Source organism: Bradyrhizobium septentrionale (assembly GCF_011516645.4).
Classification (GTDB): Bacteria; Pseudomonadota; Alphaproteobacteria; order Rhizobiales; family Xanthobacteraceae; genus Bradyrhizobium; species Bradyrhizobium septentrionale.
Genome location: NZ_CP088284.1, coordinates 15861 through 34688, shown reverse-complemented (window position 1 = coordinate 34688; position 18828 = coordinate 15861). Strand labels below are relative to the sequence as shown.

General features: G+C 61.3%; 20 protein-coding genes and 3 pseudogenes. 5 read left to right on the top strand and 18 right to left on the bottom strand.

The window, feature by feature from the left end; translation table 11 throughout:
• The first annotated feature begins 9 nt into the window (after window positions 1-9).
• Complete coding sequence (gene istB, locus HAP48_RS00170; RefSeq protein ID WP_029085260.1) at window positions 10-771, top strand: IS21-like element helper ATPase IstB; 762 nt, start codon at window positions 10-12, stop codon at window positions 769-771.
• 98 nt (window positions 772-869) lie between these two features.
• Here the strand turns inward: istB and HAP48_RS00165 are convergent.
• Both HAP48_RS00165 and tnpC (HAP48_RS00160) read right to left on the bottom strand, forming a co-directional pair.
• A pseudogene (locus HAP48_RS00165) lies at window positions 870-1328 on the bottom strand (ABC transporter transmembrane domain-containing protein); the annotation flags it as partial.
• 115 nt (window positions 1329-1443) lie between these two features.
• Window positions 1444-2985, bottom strand: coding sequence for an IS66 family transposase (gene tnpC / locus HAP48_RS00160; RefSeq protein ID WP_224497205.1), 1542 nt, complete (start codon window positions 2983-2985; stop codon window positions 1444-1446).
• A 6-nt stretch (window positions 2986-2991) separates the two neighbouring features.
• On the opposite strand from tnpC (HAP48_RS00160), the gene HAP48_RS00155 reads away from it, so the two are divergent.
• Complete coding sequence (locus HAP48_RS00155) at window positions 2992-4326, top strand: IS1182 family transposase (protein WP_166202952.1); 1335 nt, start codon at window positions 2992-2994, stop codon at window positions 4324-4326.
• A 26-nt stretch (window positions 4327-4352) separates the two neighbouring features.
• Here the strand turns inward: HAP48_RS00155 and HAP48_RS00150 are convergent, their stop codons facing one another.
• The 10 genes and pseudogenes from HAP48_RS00150 to HAP48_RS00105 all read right to left on the bottom strand — a co-directional run bounded on the left by HAP48_RS00150 (window position 4353) and on the right by HAP48_RS00105 (window position 9886).
• Window positions 4353-4493: a hypothetical protein gene (locus tag HAP48_RS00150; protein ID WP_166217178.1), complete on the bottom strand. Its 141-nt coding sequence runs from the start codon at window positions 4491-4493 to the stop codon at window positions 4353-4355.
• Between the two features lie 125 nt (window positions 4494-4618).
• A complete protein-coding gene (gene tnpB, locus HAP48_RS00145) occupies window positions 4619-4972 on the bottom strand; it encodes an IS66 family insertion sequence element accessory protein TnpB (protein WP_166205730.1) in 354 nt (117 codons plus the stop codon).
• Window positions 4953-5399: an IS66-like element accessory protein TnpA gene (gene tnpA, locus HAP48_RS00140; protein ID WP_166205731.1), complete on the bottom strand. Its 447-nt coding sequence runs from the start codon at window positions 5397-5399 to the stop codon at window positions 4953-4955. Before tnpA (HAP48_RS00140) ends, tnpB (HAP48_RS00145) begins: the two co-directional genes overlap by 20 nt.
• 86 nt (window positions 5400-5485) lie before the next feature.
• Window positions 5486-5662 (bottom strand): annotated as a pseudogene (locus HAP48_RS00135) (cysteine peptidase family C39 domain-containing protein); the annotation flags it as partial.
• Between the two features lie 9 nt (window positions 5663-5671).
• Window positions 5672-6736 carry an IS630 family transposase gene (locus HAP48_RS00130; protein ID WP_166204319.1) on the bottom strand — a complete coding sequence of 355 codons (1065 nt, stop codon included), beginning with the start codon at window positions 6734-6736 and terminating at the stop codon, window positions 5672-5674.
• 43 nt (window positions 6737-6779) lie between these two features.
• A pseudogene (locus HAP48_RS00125) lies at window positions 6780-6959 on the bottom strand (cysteine peptidase family C39 domain-containing protein); the annotation flags it as partial.
• Between the two features lie 29 nt (window positions 6960-6988).
• Entirely contained in the window at window positions 6989-8152 is a 1164-nt protein-coding gene (locus HAP48_RS00120; protein WP_166217175.1) for an HlyD family secretion protein, read from the bottom strand.
• A 466-nt stretch (window positions 8153-8618) separates the two neighbouring features.
• Window positions 8619-8780 carry a hypothetical protein gene (locus tag HAP48_RS00115; protein ID WP_166217173.1) on the bottom strand — a complete coding sequence of 54 codons (162 nt, stop codon included), beginning with the start codon at window positions 8778-8780 and terminating at the stop codon, window positions 8619-8621.
• Window positions 8781-9017: 237 nt separating this feature from the next.
• Window positions 9018-9320 carry a hypothetical protein gene (locus HAP48_RS00110; protein ID WP_175612443.1) on the bottom strand — a complete coding sequence of 101 codons (303 nt, stop codon included), beginning with the start codon at window positions 9318-9320 and terminating at the stop codon, window positions 9018-9020.
• Window positions 9317-9886, bottom strand: coding sequence for a hypothetical protein (locus HAP48_RS00105; RefSeq protein WP_175612442.1), 570 nt, complete (start codon window positions 9884-9886; stop codon window positions 9317-9319). Before HAP48_RS00105 ends, HAP48_RS00110 begins: the two co-directional genes overlap by 4 nt.
• 246 nt (window positions 9887-10132) lie before the next feature.
• Here HAP48_RS00105 and tnpA (HAP48_RS00100) point away from each other — a divergent pair, with 246 nt between their 5' ends.
• From tnpA (HAP48_RS00100) to tnpC (HAP48_RS00090), 3 genes are all read left to right on the top strand, one after another.
• Window positions 10133-10579, top strand: coding sequence for an IS66-like element accessory protein TnpA (gene tnpA, locus HAP48_RS00100; protein WP_166205731.1), 447 nt, complete (start codon window positions 10133-10135; stop codon window positions 10577-10579).
• Window positions 10560-10913: an IS66 family insertion sequence element accessory protein TnpB gene (gene tnpB, locus HAP48_RS00095; protein WP_166205730.1), complete on the top strand. Its 354-nt coding sequence runs from the start codon at window positions 10560-10562 to the stop codon at window positions 10911-10913. Before tnpA (HAP48_RS00100) ends, tnpB (HAP48_RS00095) begins: the two co-directional genes overlap by 20 nt.
• A gap of 125 nt (window positions 10914-11038) precedes the next feature.
• Complete coding sequence (tnpC, locus tag HAP48_RS00090) at window positions 11039-12640, top strand: IS66 family transposase (protein WP_166209534.1); 1602 nt, start codon at window positions 11039-11041, stop codon at window positions 12638-12640.
• Between the two features lie 21 nt (window positions 12641-12661).
• Here tnpC (HAP48_RS00090) and HAP48_RS00085 read toward each other — a convergent pair whose 3' ends face one another.
• From HAP48_RS00085 to HAP48_RS00060, 6 genes are all read right to left on the bottom strand, one after another.
• Window positions 12662-13810, bottom strand: a complete 1149-nt coding sequence (locus tag HAP48_RS00085) for a type IV secretory system conjugative DNA transfer family protein (protein WP_224497206.1) — start codon at window positions 13808-13810, stop codon at window positions 12662-12664.
• Window positions 13776-14807: a P-type DNA transfer ATPase VirB11 gene (gene virB11 / locus HAP48_RS00080; protein ID WP_166217171.1), complete on the bottom strand. Its 1032-nt coding sequence runs from the start codon at window positions 14805-14807 to the stop codon at window positions 13776-13778. The genes HAP48_RS00085 and virB11 overlap by 35 nt, the downstream gene beginning before the upstream one ends.
• Complete coding sequence (virB10, locus tag HAP48_RS00075) at window positions 14804-15949, bottom strand: type IV secretion system protein VirB10 (RefSeq protein WP_166217169.1); 1146 nt, start codon at window positions 15947-15949, stop codon at window positions 14804-14806. Before virB10 ends, virB11 begins: the two co-directional genes overlap by 4 nt.
• A gap of 11 nt (window positions 15950-15960) precedes the next feature.
• Window positions 15961-16812: a P-type conjugative transfer protein VirB9 gene (gene virB9, locus HAP48_RS00070; protein ID WP_166217167.1), complete on the bottom strand. Its 852-nt coding sequence runs from the start codon at window positions 16810-16812 to the stop codon at window positions 15961-15963.
• Window positions 16809-17480 carry a VirB8 family type IV secretion system protein gene (locus tag HAP48_RS00065; RefSeq protein WP_166217165.1) on the bottom strand — a complete coding sequence of 224 codons (672 nt, stop codon included), beginning with the start codon at window positions 17478-17480 and terminating at the stop codon, window positions 16809-16811. The genes virB9 and HAP48_RS00065 overlap by 4 nt, the downstream gene beginning before the upstream one ends.
• A 352-nt stretch (window positions 17481-17832) precedes the next feature.
• The gene (locus HAP48_RS00060; RefSeq protein WP_166217163.1) at window positions 17833-18819 is read right to left on the bottom strand and encodes a TrbL/VirB6 family protein; all 987 of its coding nucleotides are present in this window, start codon (window positions 18817-18819) and stop codon (window positions 17833-17835) included.
• Window positions 18820-18828: the final 9 nt, after the last annotated feature.

The window sequence follows — 18828 nt, the reverse complement described above, 5'->3', positions numbered from 1 at the left end:
GAGACCTGTATGCTCACCCATCCCACCCACGAACGCCTGATCGAGCTCGGCTTGAGCGGCATGGCCAAGGCCTTCGAGGAGCAGCGACGATCACCTGATCTCGAAGCCTTGCCGTTCGAAGATCGCATCGGCCTGCTGGTCGACCGGGAAGCCGCGGAACGCGACACCAGGCGGCTCACTACGCGCCTCAAGCTGGCCGCGCTCCGCCAGAATGCTTGCTTGGAGGACGTCGATTTGCGCACGCCGCGGGGTATCGACCGGGCCGTCTTCGCCAAGCTGGTCAGCGGCGACTGGATCGATCGCCACGAGAATTTGCTCATAACCGGAGCGACCGGATTGGGCAAAAGTTGGTTAGCCTGTGCCCTCGGCCACAAGGCCTGCCGCGACAATCGCTCGGTTCTCTATCATCGCGTCCCAAGATTGTTCGAAGCGTTGGCACTCGCGCGGGGGGATGGACGTTATGCCCGCTTGCTCAAAACCCTTGGCCGCGCCCAGCTTCTGATTTTGGACGATTGGGGATTGTCAGTGCTCACCGCTGCCGAACGGCGCGATCTACTGGAAGTCCTTGAGGACCGCCATGGCCGCGCCTCCACCATCGTAACCAGCCAACTCCCTGTGGACACATGGCACGAAGTTATCGGAGACCCAACCTACGCCGACGCTGTCCTCGATCGCCTCGTCCATAACGCTCACCGCCTCCAGCTTGCCGGCGAAAGCATGCGAAAACGCAACGCCAGAACCATCACCCTTGACGAGCAGCCAGAACGCTGACTCTATCACCGCCTCGGCCGGAGCGGGCTGCTCACGATCGTCTGAATTCGCCGCTCATGATCGCGCGAAATCGCTGCTCACCATCACTGAAATATGCAATTGTCTCCGAAGACCGAGATAAGGCCGGCGCTATAGACGGAGTGTAGCATCTTGATGAAGCGGGTCTCCATCTTAAGATTGGCCAGGCTCTCTATACCGAATGTCTTGATCGTGGAGACCGCTCCTAGTGATTCAACTAATTGCGCTTCCAGATCGGCGGCATTTTCCATAATGGTGCGCTGGCGCTTCCTATTCAGCCAATTGATGGTCCAATAGGCCAATAAGTATAGTGGGATAGAGGTCGCCACGACCAAGGCGATCTTCCACGAGTAGACGAACATCAGCCCGAACGAGAACAGTATCACGAGCACGTTAACCACCATGGTGATCGAGACTTCGTTCAGGAAGCTTCTGATCTTCATTGCGTCGTTCATACGGGAGACGATTTCACCTATACGCATGCTGTCGAAAAACTTCTGAGGCAGGCTCAGGACGTGATTGTAATAGCCGAGGATCAAGCGTAAGCGCGCATTTTACTGCACAGGCTGCGCGCGCGGCTGGCCGCGGCGTCGCGTGGCGCCGGGGCCCAGCGGGATCATCGGAACGGCTTGATTGATCCTGAGCGTTTGACGGTCAGCCGCTGTCGTTGTCAGCTGGCAGGTTTTTTTGAGCGGTGCAATTGAACGGCAACAGATCTTCGATATCGGCGTCTGGCGCGCGTTGGGGCAATTCGGTGAGCGCGTGACGTAGCCATGCATAGGGATCGACGCCGCATGCCCGGCATGTCAGCACCAAACTGTAGATCACGGCGCTTGCCTTGGCGCCGGCAACGGTGTCGCTGAACAGCCAACTTTTTCGTCCGGTGCAAAACGGCCTGATGTCGCGCTCCAGAACATTGTTATCGATCGGGGCGAGACCGTCACTGGTGTAACGGGTCAGATAATCCCATTGGTTGCGTGCATAGGCGATCGCCTTGCCGGTCAAGCTTTCGGGTAGCACCTTCGGCGCCTGGTCGTCGAGCCAGGTCCGGAAGGCGGCCAATACCGGCAGGCTATGCTGCTGGCGCAGCCGCAAGGTGTATGCGGCGCGCGTTTCGCCGTCGGGCGGCGTCTGGCGCGCCACCCTCTCGACCTCGTACAACGCCTCGAAGAACTTGAGCGCCTGCAATGGCGGACCGCCAGGCTTTGTCCTGGCCTTGAGCGCATCGGTAAATTTCCTGCGCGCATGCGCCATACAGCCGAGATGGGTCGCGCCTGTCAGCGTGCGCCAGGCGTCATAGCCGTCGCTCATCAACAAGCCGCGATAGCCGGCCAGGAAGGCCTGAGGATGTTGCTGGCCGCGACCGGGCTGGTAATCGAACAGCACGACCGGCTGCGCGCAGCCCTGGCCGCTGCGATAGGCCCACATGAAGGATTTGGCCTGCGCATCACGGCCGTCCTCTTTAAGAACCTGGACCCAGGTTTCGTCGCCGTGGACCAGGGGCTGCGACATGAGCTTTTGCTGTAGCGCGTCATAGACCCGATGCAGATGCAACTCGCTCGCCCGGATCACCCAGTTGCCCAGCGTCCCGCGGCTGATGCTGACGTCGGCGCGCCCCAGCGCGTCCGCCACACGGTACAGCGGCGTGCCGTCGACGTATTTGTTGGCGAGCACCAGCGCCAGCGTCGATGGCGTGGCGACGCTACCCGGCAGCGGCTGCGCCGGCATCGGCGCGGTCACAATCGGGGTGTTCAGCGCGGTGCGCTCGCAGTGACGGCAGGCATATTTGAACCGCACATGTTGCAGCACCGACGCCTTGACCTCGACGTGCAACTGCTCGGTGACGGTCTCGCCCATCCGATGCATCCGATTATGGCAGCACGGACAGTCCTTTTGATCCTCACCCAGATCGTGTTCGACGCGTTGGCGCGGCAGATCGTCAGGCAGCGGCTTGCGGCCGCGTGCCTTCGGCGCCGGCTTTGGAGCCTCCGGCAACCCCGTGTCCGGCACGGCGACCGCCTCGACATCGTCGTCGTCCCGGCTTTCAGCGGCGGCCTGCTCGGCTTCGTTGAAGATGCGCTCCTTGAGCTTTTCGCTCTTCGGCGCATACCGGTGCAGGCGCTCCAGGCGCAACTGCTCCTCTAGGAGCTTGTCTGGATAGTCGCTGTTCAAATCTGGTCGGGTCTGATTCAACATTGGGCGATGAGCAAGTATTTTCGGCCTTGGAACATCGATCAGACGCTGCTTCTGCCGCCGAATGTGCAGGACTTCGTGCCGAAAGGCCATGTCTCGCGGTTTATGGTTGATCTGGTGCGGGAGAGCCTCGATCTCAGGGAGATCATGGGCAGCTATGTGAGCGGGCTTGGGCAGCCGCCGTTTGATCCGCGGATGATGGTGGCGCTGCTGCTGCATAGCTATGCGAGTGGGCTGTATTCGTCGCGTCGGATTGCCAAGGCCTGCCGGGAGCGGAACGATTTTGTGATGATCGTGGCGCTGGATGCGCCGGATTTTCGGACGATCAGCGACTTTCGCAAGCGACATTTGAAGGCGCTCGGCGCGCTATTCGTGCAGGTTCTGAAGTTGTGCGAGACGGCCGGGCTGGTCAAGCTCGGTCATGTCGCGCTGGATGGTACGAAGATCAAGGCGAACGCGTCGAAACACAAGGCGATGAGTTATGAGCGCATGAAGAAGCGCGAGGCGGAATTGAAGGCCGAGGTCGCTCGCATGCTGGCGGCCGCCGAGGCGGCGGATGCCTCGGAGGATGAGACTTTCGGCAACAGCGACGAACTGCCGGACTGGACCGTCGACAAGCAGAAACGGCTGGCGAAGATCCAGCAAGCGATGGCGGCGCTGGAAGCGGACGCCAAACTGGCGGCGGAGGAAGAGCGCCGCATCGAGGCCGAAAAGGAACAGCAGCGCCAGGCCGAAGGCCGCAAGAAGCCGGGCAAACCGGCGGCGCTGCCATCGGAGGAACCCAATCCCAAGGCGCAACGCAACTTCACCGATCCGGAAAGCCGCATCATGAAGTCGAAGGATGGCTTCGTTCAGGCCTATAATGCCCAGGCGGCCGTCGATGCACATGCCCAGATCATTGTCGCGCAAGAACTGACCCAGCACGGCAGCGATCAGGGCCAGTTGGTGCCCCTGATCGAGGCCATCGAGAGCAATCTTGGCCGCAAGCCGCGGCAGGCCTCAGCGGATTCCGGCTACTGCAGCGAAGCCAATCTCGAAGCGCTCGACACACGCAGCATCGATGGCTATGTCGCGCCCGGACGCGCCAAGCACCCGACAGTAGCGAACGGAAAAGTCGGCGGCCCGCTGACACAGGCCATGCGAAAGAAGATCGACGATGGCGGCTTCGAAACACCCTACCGATTGCGAAAGCAAGTGGTGGAGCCGGTGTTCGGGCAGATCAAACAGGCAAGAGGCTTCCGCCAGTTCCTGTTGCGGGGCATCGAGAAAGTGCGCGCCGAGTGGACAATGATCTGCACCGTCCATAACCTCCTCAAGCTGTTCAACCTCGCAAACGCAGCCTGAGCCTGCTACTCTACAACAAATGCCCGTCACGAAAACATATCTGGACGGGCTCCTAGATGCAGCACGCGTTGTGCGAGTTTCTCGTTTTCGGCCTTCAGCGCCGCGATCTCGGCCGCGTGCGCCGCGATCAAGGCTTCCAGTTCGTGCGTCGTGGGCTTGCGACTCATCGGAGTCTTGAATCGAAGTCATGCCGCCGCGTCAACCGGGCTCCCATGTCTTCGTCATGTCTTCGGCCGCGTCATCTGAGAACGGCCATGCCGAAGCCCGATGACGCCGCCCGCATCGAACACGCTCAGCCCACGCTCTGATATTGCCGCACCGGATGACGACGCACCGCCGCGATGTTGATGCCGTCAAGCAGCCAGTGCAGCTCCTCCGTCGTCAGCGTCAGCACCGCCTCCTGACTTCGGGGCCAGTGGAATCTGTCGGCCTCCAGCCGCTTCAGCAGCATCCAAAATCCTGACCGATCATAAATCAGCAGCTTGATCCGGTCGCGGCGACGATTGCAGAACGCGAACACCGCGCGCTGGAACGGATCCAGCCCCATCGACTGCTCGACCACGATCGCCAGGCTGTTGATGCCCGCCCGGAAGTCAATCGGTTCGCGGTGAAGGTAGACCCGAAGATCAGACGCCAGTCGGAACATCGCAACGCCCCAGCGCTTCAATCACCGCCGACAGCAACTGCGCGTCGCCGCCTTCCAGCGAAAGCGTCACGCCGTTGGGCATCGATGCCGTCAGCCGCCCTGCACAGGATCGCTCCGTCGCGCAGACCGCAATCGCGCCAGCAGATCGAGTTGGCGACGGCGACGGCGCGCGAACCGGAATAAAGGCTGGCGCAATCGGCGCCCGCGCCTCCGGCTGGCCATCCCCGTTCTGAAGTTGTCGCTTGGCCACCCACTTGCGCAGCAGGTTCGCGTTCACGCCGTGTTGCAGCGCAAGCCCCGCCAGCGACACGCCAGACTGCAGACAGGCCTCGACCAGCCGCTGTTTGCTGGCCGGATCATAGCGACGCCGGCCATTGCGCAACACGCCGACCGTCTCAAGTCTCAAAGGTTCTTCTGGAGTGATCATCGATCGTGTCCACCTCGCTCATGGTGGACACCTCATCCCATCCCCGCGCTCAACTGCATAGGTGCGTAGAAAGGAGCGCTTACCGACAACTTGCGGATTTCGCCATAGGCCGGGTCCATGACGATGATCGACCGGCGGTCGATCGCCTGTATGACGACGAAGTGGTGTAGGACCTCCTTAACGACTAAATGCGCGATGGCGGGCTTGGGAATCTTGTAAAGGCTGTCGAACCCACCCTTCACCCCTTTGGCGATGAAGCCTAGTACCCAGAATCAGAGCTGAGTGATACGGCGGCCTTTGAAACGGCGTTGACGGACCTTTTTCTTGGTCCAGACGAAGGGCTCGGCTCTGTCGTTGTATGCGTTGACGTAGGCATCGATGTGCTCCTGAAGCTGCGTGAGGCTTGTGAAGGAGGTGCCGCTGAGCGACTGCCCCTGCAAGATCGAAAACCATACCTCGACCTGATTGAGCCAAGACGCACTTGTCGGCGTGAAATGAAATTGCACGTTGGGGTGGGCCTTGAGCCAATGCTCGTTCTTCTTGTGGGTGTTGAGGTTGTCGAGGATGACGTGAAGCTTCCGGTTCGGAAAAGCCGCGGTGACGCTGTTCATGAAGTCGAGAAACTCGACGCGGCGTCGGCGTTTTGAATGCGCCGCGATGATCTTTCCGGTGGCGACTTCGAGCGCCGCAAACAATGTTGTGGTGCCATGCCGCTTGTAATCGTGGCTCTGGCCGGTCAAGGCGCGGCCATTGGGCAACTTCAGATAACCCTGCGCTCGCTCCAAAGCCTGGATCGAGGGCTTCTCGTCCACGCACAGCACAATGGCCTTCGCGGGCGGGGCGACATAGAGGCCGACAACATCGGCGGCTTTGGCCGTAAAGTTCGGGTCGTTGCTCTCACACCAGGACTTACGAGCCGCGAGGTCAATCTTGTGGCTGCGCAGGAACCGCCAGACATATTGGACGTCAACATCGCCCAGCGCCCCGGCCAGCAGGGGCCCGGTCCAGCGTGCGAACCCGTCCGGCGGCGGCTTGTCCAGCAGCTTCAGAATCCGCTTGTCGGTGGCCTTCGTATAGATTGGCTGCTTGCCCGGTCGCGGCTTGTCTTGCAGCCCTTCAAGGCCTTGGTCGGCATAGCGATGCCGCCAAAGGCTGACAATCCGCGGCTGGACCCCAACTTCCTTGGCGATCGACCGAGTGCTGCGTCCATCCGCCGCCAACAGAACTATCCGCGCCCGCTTCAAATCGCGCTGCAACGTCACCGGGGAGCGGCAACACGCCTCAAGCACCTTGCGATCTTTCCTCGAAAGGTGGACTTCTCTTGCTTCGGGTATCATCCCGACCTTGAATCACGACTCACGCTTTAAGAACAGTAGGTACTAGCTGTTGAGCCGCCTGCATGAGGCCCGACACCGTGGTGCCGGAGCGGCCGGTCGACGCCTACTGGCGGATGCGTGACAATGGCAGCTTGTAGCCATAGAAAGCTGCGACGGAAGCAAGACTGGCGGCTCCGCAATCCGTGGCGTCGCGCTGTTTGTACTTGATGACGTTACTCGACATTGACGCTCACTGTTTCTGAAGAGGAAGAATTAACCGCCTGCAAGGAGCGGATTGAGCCAATCGTCGACCTCATTGTAGAAGAGTTGAAGGAGGCTGCGGTCGGCCACGAGGAAGCGGGCTCGCACGGTCATGCCTTTTTTCAACTGACCGATGACTCCGTTCTTGAGCGTGAGATGACTGGCAGAGAGCGCGCAGCGGACCTTAAAGATCGGGCTTTTATCGTGGAGGGTGAAGTCCTGGGCCACGTTGAGCACTGTCGCCTCTAGAACGCCCCATTGATTGTAGTTGAAGGCATCCACCTGGAGCCGCACTGACTGGCCGGTTCGCACGAAGCCAATGTCGTTGGGGGAGACGTAGATCTCCGCCACCAGTTCGCCATCCGGCGAGACGCGAGCGACAGTTTGCCCCGCCTGGACGTAGCCACCAGGGGTGAGGCCGGAGAATTGCTCTAGAGCACCGGACACGGGAGCTCGAATCCGGGTCAGATCTCGTTCGTTCTCGAGCTGATGCAAGCTGGCAGTGAGTTCCTTCAAGCGCAAATTCGTGTCGAAGAGCTGTTGGTTCCACTCGGCGGCTTTGCGCCGGGCGAGGATCTCGCCTTTGACCTCAATGCTCTGGAGAGCGAAAGCCCGTTCGTCGACCGCCTTTGCGGGCGCTGCAGCAACGGAGAGCAGCCGCTTGGCGCGCTCGAGTTCTGCCGCGGCGTTACTGCGGGCATATTCATTCTCCCGCAGCAGGTTCAGAAAATGCAGCCGCTCGGCCGTGGCGGACTCGGTCAGCAGCTGGATCGGGTCCTTGGCTTCTGTTCCGGAGGAGATTAGGGTCTCAAGGTCACGGGCTAGATCGCCCTTGGCGCGAATTTCGCCTGTAACTGCTCTGAGCTTCTCCTCAACCACCACGGCATCGAGGGTGAGGATTTCTTGCCCCAGGGCAACCACATCGTTCTCAACGGCAAGGATACGCGAAATGCGCCCTGAGACGGGCGCGATCAGGGGAGTCTTCTCGATGGTGGGACGAATGGTGCCGGCGCTTTGAACAGAGACCGTTACGGTAATGAGTGGCAACGCCACCAATGCGGCGACCACAGAAAGCACAATGATCTTGTAAATGAGAAAAGATCGTCCTGATTGCCGGGAGAGGATGCTTTCGGCCGTGTAGCTCACAATTTCAGGAGGAAGTAAGATATTGGTCATTGTTCGATTATGTCACAAGGTTTGCTATCGTTAATTTGGTAGCGAAACTGCCAGTCTGCACCATGCGACGTCAGGCGGTTGCGCATCTAACTCGCTTCAGATGCAAGTGCGGCGGATGACAGCTGCCACGCAGCCATAGCCGCGAGTGCAGTTGCGACAACTACTCCCTCCGGAAGGTTCAGATGCTTCTTCAACTGTTAATTCAGCCACATCTCAGGCTTCATGGCTCCCCTCTTTCCAGATGGTAAGCACCGTCAGCGATGCCGATTGGCGGGCTTCGGCCTCCGCCGCCGGTCGAGATTAGTCATCTTGAGGTCGCGAGCAAGATCGGCCTTCGCGCGAATCTGGCCTCTACGACGCATCCGAACGGTTGTTCCCGATGGAGTTCTCATGTTACGAGGGCATAAGAATAAGCCTGCCAGCGAACGCGAGTTATGATCGCGTCCCTGGCAGGCTTGTAGTCAGTTTACATCAACCCTCTATCCCCGGCGGGGGGCAGGGGATTGGCATCAATGGTTCCGCCACCCGGCGGCGGCTTAAAAATGATACATTTGTCGCCTCCCGACGTTGAACATGCTTCTTCGAGAGTCAGTTCAGTTACATCATAGTCGGACATGTCGCTTTTCATTTCTTGACTCCTTTTCCGTGAGGACGGTCAGCGGCCGCTGCCGTCACGAAATGACGTCTTCAATGTTCGTGCCAGTTGCACAGGATGAACTCCAAAAGCCGCTCTCCATTTTGTTCAGTGACTTGGCTGAGCGCGTGGTGGCAGACTCTGAATGATCGTGTTGCGACCGCGACAAATCGACAAAGATAACGCCAAAACGACATATCTCGCTCGGCTGGTTGCTCACCGGTTGTCGTGCTATAAGGGCCGAGCAGTTCGGACAACATCCTTGCCCATCCCAAGGCGCTCGGCAGGCGGGAAGTGGGAGTTATCATTCGCCGAACTGAAGAGTTGGCGCAGCGCCCCTTCCATCCATAGCTCGGATTTTTTGTCGATCGCGTCCCGAACAAATTGCCGCAGGGCCGGCAAGCCGGACTGCAAGCCGCGCAGTTTATGAAGCAACAGATCCGCATGGAGCATGCGGAAATGGAGGTCGTCCGGCATCACGGCGACAGCCTCTTCGACGGCCGAAAGCGCCTTCGCCCAATCCCCGGCCTTCAACGCGGGCGGCCAAGGGTCCTGACCGCGTCGTTTGGTTGTTCACTGCATCTAATCTCCGCAATGCGGTGCGGCAGTTCATTGGTGACAAAATCGCTGAGCAGGCCAAGCGAGCGTTTTCGCTGCCGGCCAGCAATGCTAACGCACTTGTACGAAAATAGCCCCTGCGCCGGGTGCGGCGACTGCTCGCGAGTGGAAATGGAGAAATTCGCGGTGAGCTGAACGGGTGGGTTGGTATTCATCTGGTCTGCCTCCGGGGCGCATATACTCAGCAGCGCGTTGCAATAAAGCGCGAACGACAGCGCGTCGGGGATCGGCGGTGGGGCACGCCCCACCGTGTCCAGGCCGAGGGGCGCGCGCATGGTCGCATTCTGCCGACAGGCCTGCGCCATCATCGATGGCGACAGCCTGATACCATTGAGGAAGTCCAGCAGGTCTTGCTCCACTGGCGCCAAGGCAATCTCGGAATCGAGCCTCGCAGCCAATCGTTCGTGAAACTTGACCAATGCCTGGCTTGCGGGCTCGAGCCTCCGGCCGCGCAGTGAACTGGGGTACGGCGCGATCTCCAACTGCGGTTGACCCTGCTTGCCCTTCTCTTTAATTACAGGCTCACCCCCAACGTCATAAAGCGCGCATGCCTTGTGTGGATCTGGCTGGGCCGTCCTTCAATTTGGAACTGAAAACGAAGCTTGGCATCACGCGAGACTTGGCGCCATGCGATCGAGATTATCAGTAAGCGCTCCTTTCTACGCACCTATGCAGTTGAGCGCGGGGATGGGATGAGGTGTCCACCATGAGCGAGGTGGACACGATCGATGATCACTCCAGAAGAACCTTTGAGACTTGAGACGGTCGGCGTGTTGCGCAATGGCCGGCGTCGCTATGATCCGGCCAGCAAACAGCGGCTGGTCGAGGCCTGTCTGCAGTCTGGCGTGTCGCTGGCGGGGCTTGCGCTGCAACACGGCGTGAACGCGAACCTGCTGCGCAAGTGGGTGGCCAAGCGACAACTTCAGAACGGGGATGGCCAGCCGGAGGCGCGGGCGCCGATTGCGCCAGCCTTTATTCCGGTTCGCGCGCCGTCGCCGTCGCCAACTCGATCTGCTGGCGCGATTGCGGTTTGCGCGACGGAGCGATCCTGTGCAGGGCGGCTGACGGCATCGATGCCCAACGGCGTGACGCTTTCGCTGGAAGGCGGCGACGCGCAGTTGCTGTCGGCGGTGATTGAAGCGCTGGGGCGTTGCGATGTTCCGACTGGCGTCTGATCTTCGGGTCTACCTTCACCGCGAACCGATTGACTTCCGGGCGGGCATCAACAGCCTGGCGATCGTGGTCGAGCAGTCGATGGGGCTGGATCCGTTCCAGCGCGCGGTGTTCGCGTTCTGCAATCGTCGCCGCGACCGGATCAAGCTGCTGATTTATGATCGGTCAGGATTTTGGATGCTGCTGAAGCGGCTGGAGGCCGACAGATTCCACTGGCCCCGAAGTCAGGAGGCGGTGCTGACGCTGACGACGGAGGAGCTGCACTGGCTGCTTGACGGCATCAACATCGCGGCGGTGCGTCGTCATCCGGTGCGGCAATATCAGAGCGTGGGCTGAGCGTGTTCGATGCGGGCGGCGTCATCGGGCTTCGGCATGGCCGTTCTCAGATGACGCGGCCGAAGACATGACGAAGACATGGGAGCCCGGTTGACGCGGCGGCATGACTTCGATTCAAGACTCCGATGAGTCGCAAGCCCACGACGCACGAACTGGAAGCCTTGATCGCGGCGCACGCGGCCGAGATCGCGGCGCTGAAGGCCGAAAACGAGAAACTCGCACAACGCGTGCTGCATCTAGAGGAGCAGTTGCGCCTGGAGCGCCTGCACCGGTATGCGCCGAAGAGCGAAAAGCTCAAGGAGCGCATCTTCAACGAAGCCGAGCAGGCCGCCGCTGAAAGCCGGGACGACGACGATGTCGAGGCGGTCGCCGTGCCGGACACGGGGTTGCCGGAGGCTCCAAAGCCGGCGCCGAAGGCACGCGGCCGCAAGCCGCTGCCTGACGATCTGCCGCGCCAACGCGTCGAACACGATCTGGGTGAGGATCAAAAGGACTGTCCGTGCTGCCATAATCGGATGCATCGGATGGGCGAGACCGTCACCGAGCAGTTGCACGTCGAGGTCAAGGCGTCGGTGCTGCAACATGTGCGGTTCAAATATGCCTGCCGTCACTGCGAGCGCACCGCGCTGAACACCCCGATTGTGACCGCGCCGATGCCGGCGCAGCCGCTGCCGGGTAGCGTCGCCACGCCATCGACGCTGGCGCTGGTGCTCGCCAACAAATACGTCGACGGCACGCCGCTGTACCGTGTGGCGGACGCGCTGGGGCGCGCCGACGTCAGCATCAGCCGCGGGACGCTGGGCAACTGGGTGATCCGGGCGAGCGAGTTGCATCTGCATCGGGTCTATGACGCGCTACAGCAAAAGCTCATGTCGCAGCCCCTGGTCCACGGCGACGAAACCTGGGTCCAGGTTCTTAAAGAGGACGGCCGTGATGCGCAGGCCAAATCCTTCATGTGGGCCTATCGCAGCGGCCAGGGCTGCGCGCAGCCGGTCGTGCTGTTCGATTACCAGCCCGGTCGCGGCCAGCAACATCCTCAGGCCTTCCTGGCCGGCTATCGCGGCTTGTTGATGAGCGACGGCTATGACGCCTGGCGCACGCTGACAGGCGCGACCCATCTCGGCTGTATGGCGCATGCGCGCAGGAAATTTACCGATGCGCTCAAGGCCAGGACAAAGCCTGGCGGTCCGCCATTGCAGGCGCTCAAGTTCTTCGAGGCGTTGTACGAGGTCGAGAGGGTGGCGCGCCAGACGCCGCCCGACGGCGAAACGCGCGCCGCATACACCTTGCGGCTGCGCCAGCAGCATAGCCTGCCGGTATTGGCCGCCTTCCGGACCTGGCTCGACGACCAGGCGCCGAAGGTGCTACCCGAAAGCTTGACCGGCAAGGCGATCGCCTATGCACGCAACCAATGGGATTATCTGACCCGTTACACCAGTGACGGTCTCGCCCCGATCGATAACAATGTTCTGGAGCGCGACATCAGGCCGTTTTGCACCGGACGAAAAAGTTGGCTGTTCAGCGACACCGTTGCCGGCGCCAAGGCAAGCGCCGTGATCTACAGTTTGGTGCTGACATGCCGGGCATGCGGCGTCGATCCCTATGCATGGCTACGTCACGCGCTCACCGAATTGCCCCAACGCGCGCCAGACGCCGATATCGAAGATCTGTTGCCGTTCAATTGCACCGCTCAAAAAAACCTGCCAGCTGACAACGACAGCGGCTGACCGTCAAACGCTCAGGATCAATCAAGCCGTTCCGATGATCCCGCTGGGCCCCGGCGCCACGCGACGCCGCGGCCAGCCGCGCGCGCAGCCTGTGCAGTAAAATGCGCGCTTACGATTATCAGGCGTCACACCGAGATAGATCGACATCGGCCGTTGCCGCAGCAACCGCAAGTCGAAATCGTTGGTCGATGTGGCGGCATCGATGCGCGGGTTGAGCCAAAGCCCGAGCCTCGCCGTGACGGTCTTGCGCACGGAGTTCATGGTGTTTTCAGAAGCCGCGAGGAAGTCGTTCAAGGCCGTGATGCAATTCCGCGACAGTGGTGAAGGGCCGGACTTGCGAGAGGCAATGAGTTTCTCAAAATGTGCCTTGAGGTCGTGAGCCGCGGACAGCTGGTGCAGGATCTCGCCGATCGTCAATGGAAGACCTGGCGTTTCCGCGACATAGCCGCCGATCGCCACAAAGGCCGAACGTGCGGCCTCGAACCAGAAGGGATCGCCGCGGCTTTCGGCCGGAAACAGCATGACCGAGATGCGCTGCAGATCGTCATAGAGGTCCGCGGGATCGCTGCGCACATAGCCCAGCGGATTGTAGCGCGCGGTGCGACCGTTCTCGTCGAGTGGGTCGAACAAGTAGATTTCCTGCCCGTGGGCCGCCCGAAATCCCGCGGAACGATCCCAGTTCTCCTTCTTCACATCCAGCACCACGACTGAATCTGGCCAATTGAGCAGGTTCGGAATGACGTAGCCGACCCCCTTGCCGGCGCGCGTTGGAGCGTAGACCATGACGTGTTCCGATCCGCCGAAGCAGAGCAGCGCACCGTCCTTGCGGCCGAGCAACACGCCCTCTTTGGATCGCAGGCCAGCGGCCTTGATTTCGCGCTCGGACGCGAAGCGCGCGCTGCCGTGAAGCGGGAGAGGACGGTGCCGGAAGATTGCACCGAGCAGGCCAAAGACCACAACCGCGCCGGCGAGAGTCGAGAGGGTCAGCCAGCGGTCGAAACGTGGGTCGGCACCGTAACGTGGCCAGCCCGTGGCGATCTCCGACCAGTGCAGGCCGCCATCATGAAGCCTAAGCCCCAGTAGTAAGACATTGGAGGCAACCAATAGGAAGAGCGCGGCAGGGCCCTGCGCCGCCCTAACGGAAGTGGTCGCGTTTGCGAACGGGATCATAGTAGATCTCCGAAATGCGGTAGCGGCCGTCCCGCTTCTGCATCTGGATGACGACGTCGACGAGAAGCAGCAGCAGTGAGCGGATGTCGTCGCGATGCAGGTCGCGCCCTTCCGCGCTTTCCTTGACAAGCAACGTCAGCTGCTCAAAGGCGAGCCTGGCGCTGTCGGCATGAACCGTTGTGATCGATCCGGGGTGGCCCGAGTTCACATTCCTCAGATAGAAGAACGCCGTCCCGTCGCGCAGCTCCTGCAGCAGAATGCGATCCGGCCGCATCCGCAGGCAGGACTCCAGAAGTTCGCGCGGGCCAATTTTGGCAAGACCCTGCCCGTCCTTGGCGTAGAGCAGCCGCACGCAATTCTGATGAGGGACAACAAGCTCGGCGGTGTCCTCGATGGTGATGAGCCGCTCATGTGCCGGGATCGCCGAGATCAACGCCTTGGATAGCGTGGTCTTTCCCGAACCCGTTGCGCCGGAAATGATGATATTGCGCCGCGTTGAGACGGCAAGCTGGAGGAAGTCGCGCCAGGCACCGGCCTCTTTCAGGGCCAGAAGCCGATGCTCGTCGGTAGTGAGTTCGTTGTTGGCGGCGCGGACTTCATCGAACAGTTTTGCCTGGTCAAAGGCGTCCAGTGTCATTGTCAAAGCCGACGGCTTGCGGATGGTGAGGCTGACCGTTCCTGTTGGCACCGCCGGCGGCACCACGATCTGGCAGCGCTCGTCGCCGATCAGGGTGGTCGAGACCACCGGATGCTCCGGGCCGATGTCCTGACGGGTGTGGCCGGCGGCCGCGGTCGCCAGGTGTGATAGGTAGGCATGCGTCAGAGCTGGCGCTTCGTGCCGGGTCCAGCCGCCGGGACCTTCCACGAAGACCTCGCCGGGGCGATTGACGACGATTTCGGTCAAGGATTTGTCCGCCAGAAATGGAGCCAACGGCTCGAGATAGCGCGCTAGCACGAGCCGGCTGCCATCGCGCTCGATGGAATGTACGGCACTCACTTTGTCACCACCGCCGGGGCCACGAGGCCCCCGGGGACGGTGCGGTCCAAAATCTGCGTGCGGGTCTCGACCCGCCGCAATCGATAGACCGAGGAGAAATCAACATCGCGCGCTACAAAGATATTGACGAGCTCGCCCTGATTCTTGTTCAGAGTGGGCGGAATGTTGATGGACTGCTCGACGGCGATGCCGGCGGCAGTGTTGGTGGCTCCCGTGGTGTTGTTGATCTGGATCGAGCTGTCCTGCAGCTGCTGACGCCCGATTGAGGAGGCGTCGCTGACGATGGACAGCAACAGCGCCGAGCCGAACCGTTCAAAGAAGTGGGTGTCGATGTCACCGTCAAAACCGGCGCGACCCAGTGCGTCCGTGGCCGGCGAGGCCAATGCCGCAATGACGCCGGTCGGCGTCTTGGCGCGGGTCCACAGCACGAACAGGCGTTTTGATCCGCGCCGCACATTGCCGCGATACTCGCCAACCACTTGCGTGCCTTTTTCCATCAGCACCACGTTGCCGGAATCGGACATCACGTCCCGCACGACGACGCAGGAGACGAAGCCGGCCACGTCCGAGGACATCGCCGTCTCCAGCACGCACGGGATCGAGGTGCCCTGGGTGACCAGCAGATTGCGGTTGGGGAGCCGCGCCGCGCGCACGCCCTCGATCGGGGTCGGCTTCAGCTTGTCGGCGAGGTCGTTGCGCGGCTCGCCCCGTCCGAACCCATAGGGGTCGGTGACGACACTTCCGGTCACGCCGTCGTGGGCCGCGCGTCCTACAGAACTCGGCCTGTTATAGGCCAGCACCGGTGCGCGCCGGGCACTTTCCAGAAGCTGGTCGGAGGCGGGCGCGGGGACCGCTGGCGTGGCTGAGACCGGCGGGGCTCCAACTGAGGCCGTGGTAACAGGCGCGGCCGGCGCTTCCGGGATGGGTTCGAAAGCTGCCGCCTGGCGGATTATCAGCTTTCGGGCGGAATCGCTGACAGGCTTCTCGCCCTTCCAAGTGCCCCAGATGATCAGAGCGGCAAAGGCGGTGAGCGCCAGCGCGCCGAAGCCGCGTTTGAGCATCGTCGCGCGAGCATTGTCCCCTCCTCCCACAGGCGTAATGGCACGGTCGCCGGCGATCTTCTCATCATCATGTTCGGTCATATCGCCCTCGCCTATCGTGGCCTTGGAGTTGGTGCTGATTTCTTCGCCCGCCGCTCAATAGACGGGCTTGTGGTGTTGGTGCCCGGATTAATTCCCACCGCGTCGAATGCTTCGTTAAAAATGCAGAGCACGGTGTCGCCTTTGCGCAGCCGAAACTCCCGGGCCGTGGCGTGAACGACCACGAGCTCGCCGCGGACGTCCTTGGGCACCAGGCCTTCCGAACCATCGGAGTTGATCAGGTAGATCGCGGGGATTTCACGGTTGCCCGCAAAGCGGAACGTGGTCTCCTTGCCGTCGTCGAAAACAGCTTCCGGTTCGAGGTCGATCGATCCCTGCGCTGAAAAGCGCCAGTTGCGCGCACCATAGGCATGATGCAGATCGAAGGTCCGCTCGATCAGCGCGCCTTCCCGCTCGGCGCCGCGGGCAGCCGCCTCAGTGCGTCGGCGCTCCATCTCGTCGCCGGGATAGGCGAAGCGGACGACGAAGTAACTGTCCGCCAGTGTCGTCTCGGCGATCGATAATTCGAATTGATAAGACCGCTTGCGGCCATCAGGGCGCGTGGTGACGACCTGCAGATTGGTTGGCGGATGTTTCTCCCGGGGTTTAAGGAACAGGATTGAGCCCGCCGGTGCGACCTCCCATGCGATCGCGTCGCCGATTGCGACATGCGCGACCTCCTCATCGTCGGCAAACAACACCTGGGTTGACGCCCGAATCACGCCGTTGACCTTGACGACGTTGGCCGGATCGTAGGTCACGGTTCGCACGCGGGCATCATGCTGACCCGGTGACGGCTGTTGCAAGGCCATTGCCGGCCCCGCGAATCCCAGGGCGAAAATCATCAAGAGAGCGAAGGATTTCATGGCACGACCTCCGGATCGGCGCGATATTCCGAGACGAGAAAGCCGAGCGGATTGATGAGACGGTCGGCGGAGGACATTGGCGCGTTGGCATAGGAAAACGTCAGGGTGGAGACCCAGTGGGTCACGCGGGTTTCCTCGCCCTTGCGGCTCTCTTTCATGAAACGCACCGAGGCGACATTATCGGCCAGGAGCGAGATCGCCTTGATCCGCACGGTGGAGACCCCGAAACGGCCCTGAACGACTTGCGGACTTTCCGGATTGGAGCCGCGGTACCATGCCGCGAAACGGGCCTGTTCGCCCTGCCCCGAGAGTAGCGAAATGGTGCGGAAGTTCGTTTCGGCTTCTGGGTAGCTATAGCCCTCTCGCGCCCGAACATAACGCCCGAGGAAATACTTGGTGACGGCTTCGTCATAGCGCGCCGGCGTCGAATTGAGGGCGGAGACGGTGTCCACAATGCCGGTGGCATTATCGACGCGGATCACGAACGGCTCGACCGTCTTCAGCGGCGCAAGCGCTGCGACCGCGCTGAGCGAGGCGACTGCCAATGCACAGGCGCCCCCGGCAATTACCCATGCCGTTCGCCGCGAGCGATGGGCCGACAGCAACAAATCCTGTTCCCATCGACGCGCGTTGTCGAAATAGGCGTTCAACTCATTATGCCCGACCATCTCACGCCTCCTTGCCGCAAGCGCGGTAAGAAGCTGCAATGGCGGCCTGGTGGCCTGATGCAAACAGTTGCGTGGATGGCGCTGCCGGGCTGGTCTCGCCTTTGCGGACGACCGGTGCTGGCGCGGATGGCGGAGGTGGTGGCTCCGGTGTCGCGAATGGCGTACCGGTCTCCCAATCCCACAGCGAACGATTGAGCGGCCGGCGAGCCTGGCCATCACATGACGGCGGCCCCTTTGACCAGTTCGCGCAGCCGCCAAGCTGCCATGCGATGACGCAGATGATGAATAGTCGACGCCACATCGTTCTGATGCCCCTGTGTTTCTCAGTCGCCTGTTGCCGGCGATCAATTGCTTAAGCCGCCGTAGTCCCCGGCGATCGGGTACGCCGCATGCTGCCGCCCTGACGGCTGGCTCTTACGGCCGCGAGACCACGGCTGGCTGACCAGCGCGCGCCGGCGTAAGCGCCGCTGGCTGCCGCCGTGGCATTGGCAATCATTGGGCTAGTGACCAGCCGGCTGGCGAGCGAAGCGCCCCCCCCGGCGAGACCGCCTGCGATGATCGGCAGTTGAAGCGCGATGTATCCGGACAGACCGAGCACCGCGCTGATGGCGACTGCGGCCACCACCATCTCGCCGGCCGTGCCGGCGTTTGCGGCGAACCTGTCAATGAAGCCGCTGACGGTCGTTAACATCAGCCCGACCAGAGCGACCACCAGCACCAGCAGGATCACGAAATTCGCGACCTGCCGAAGCCAGGCCTCTGTAAACGGGCGCGTAGCCTCAAATAGTCCAAGTGCAATGAAGAGCGGCCCAAGCGCGATCACGACGCCAAGGCCAACTTTGGCATAGAGCAGGATGGCAAACTGCAAGAAGGAGCCGATCGCCACAAAGATCAGGAGAATGGCGGCAATCAGTGCTGGAGCCACGTCGGTTATTCCCGCTTGGTCGTAGATCTTATTGGCGACGTCGATTCCTTTGGACAGAAGCTGATCGAAAGGAGCTCCTGAATTCGTGTTCAATCCCGAGCCCGCTAACGCATTGCCGATCTCCCTCGGCAAGGAATCAAAGAACAGGCCCGTGACGTATTGCTGGAACGCGCTTGAATTGGTCGCGAGTAGAACCACGACCACGATCCGCATCGCCCGCCAGGCAAACTCCATAATAGGCTCGGAAATTGCGCCCCGCATCACCGCAAAACCGTAGAGAATGACATAGAGCATCACGGCCGTGCGGAGCGGACCATCAATGTAGGAGGCAAGATTCGACACCGAGGTCGACACGAATGTCGTGATCGGCTGTTCGAACTCCTTCAAGAAGCTGTCAAAGACGTTTATGGCCATCGCCGCGAT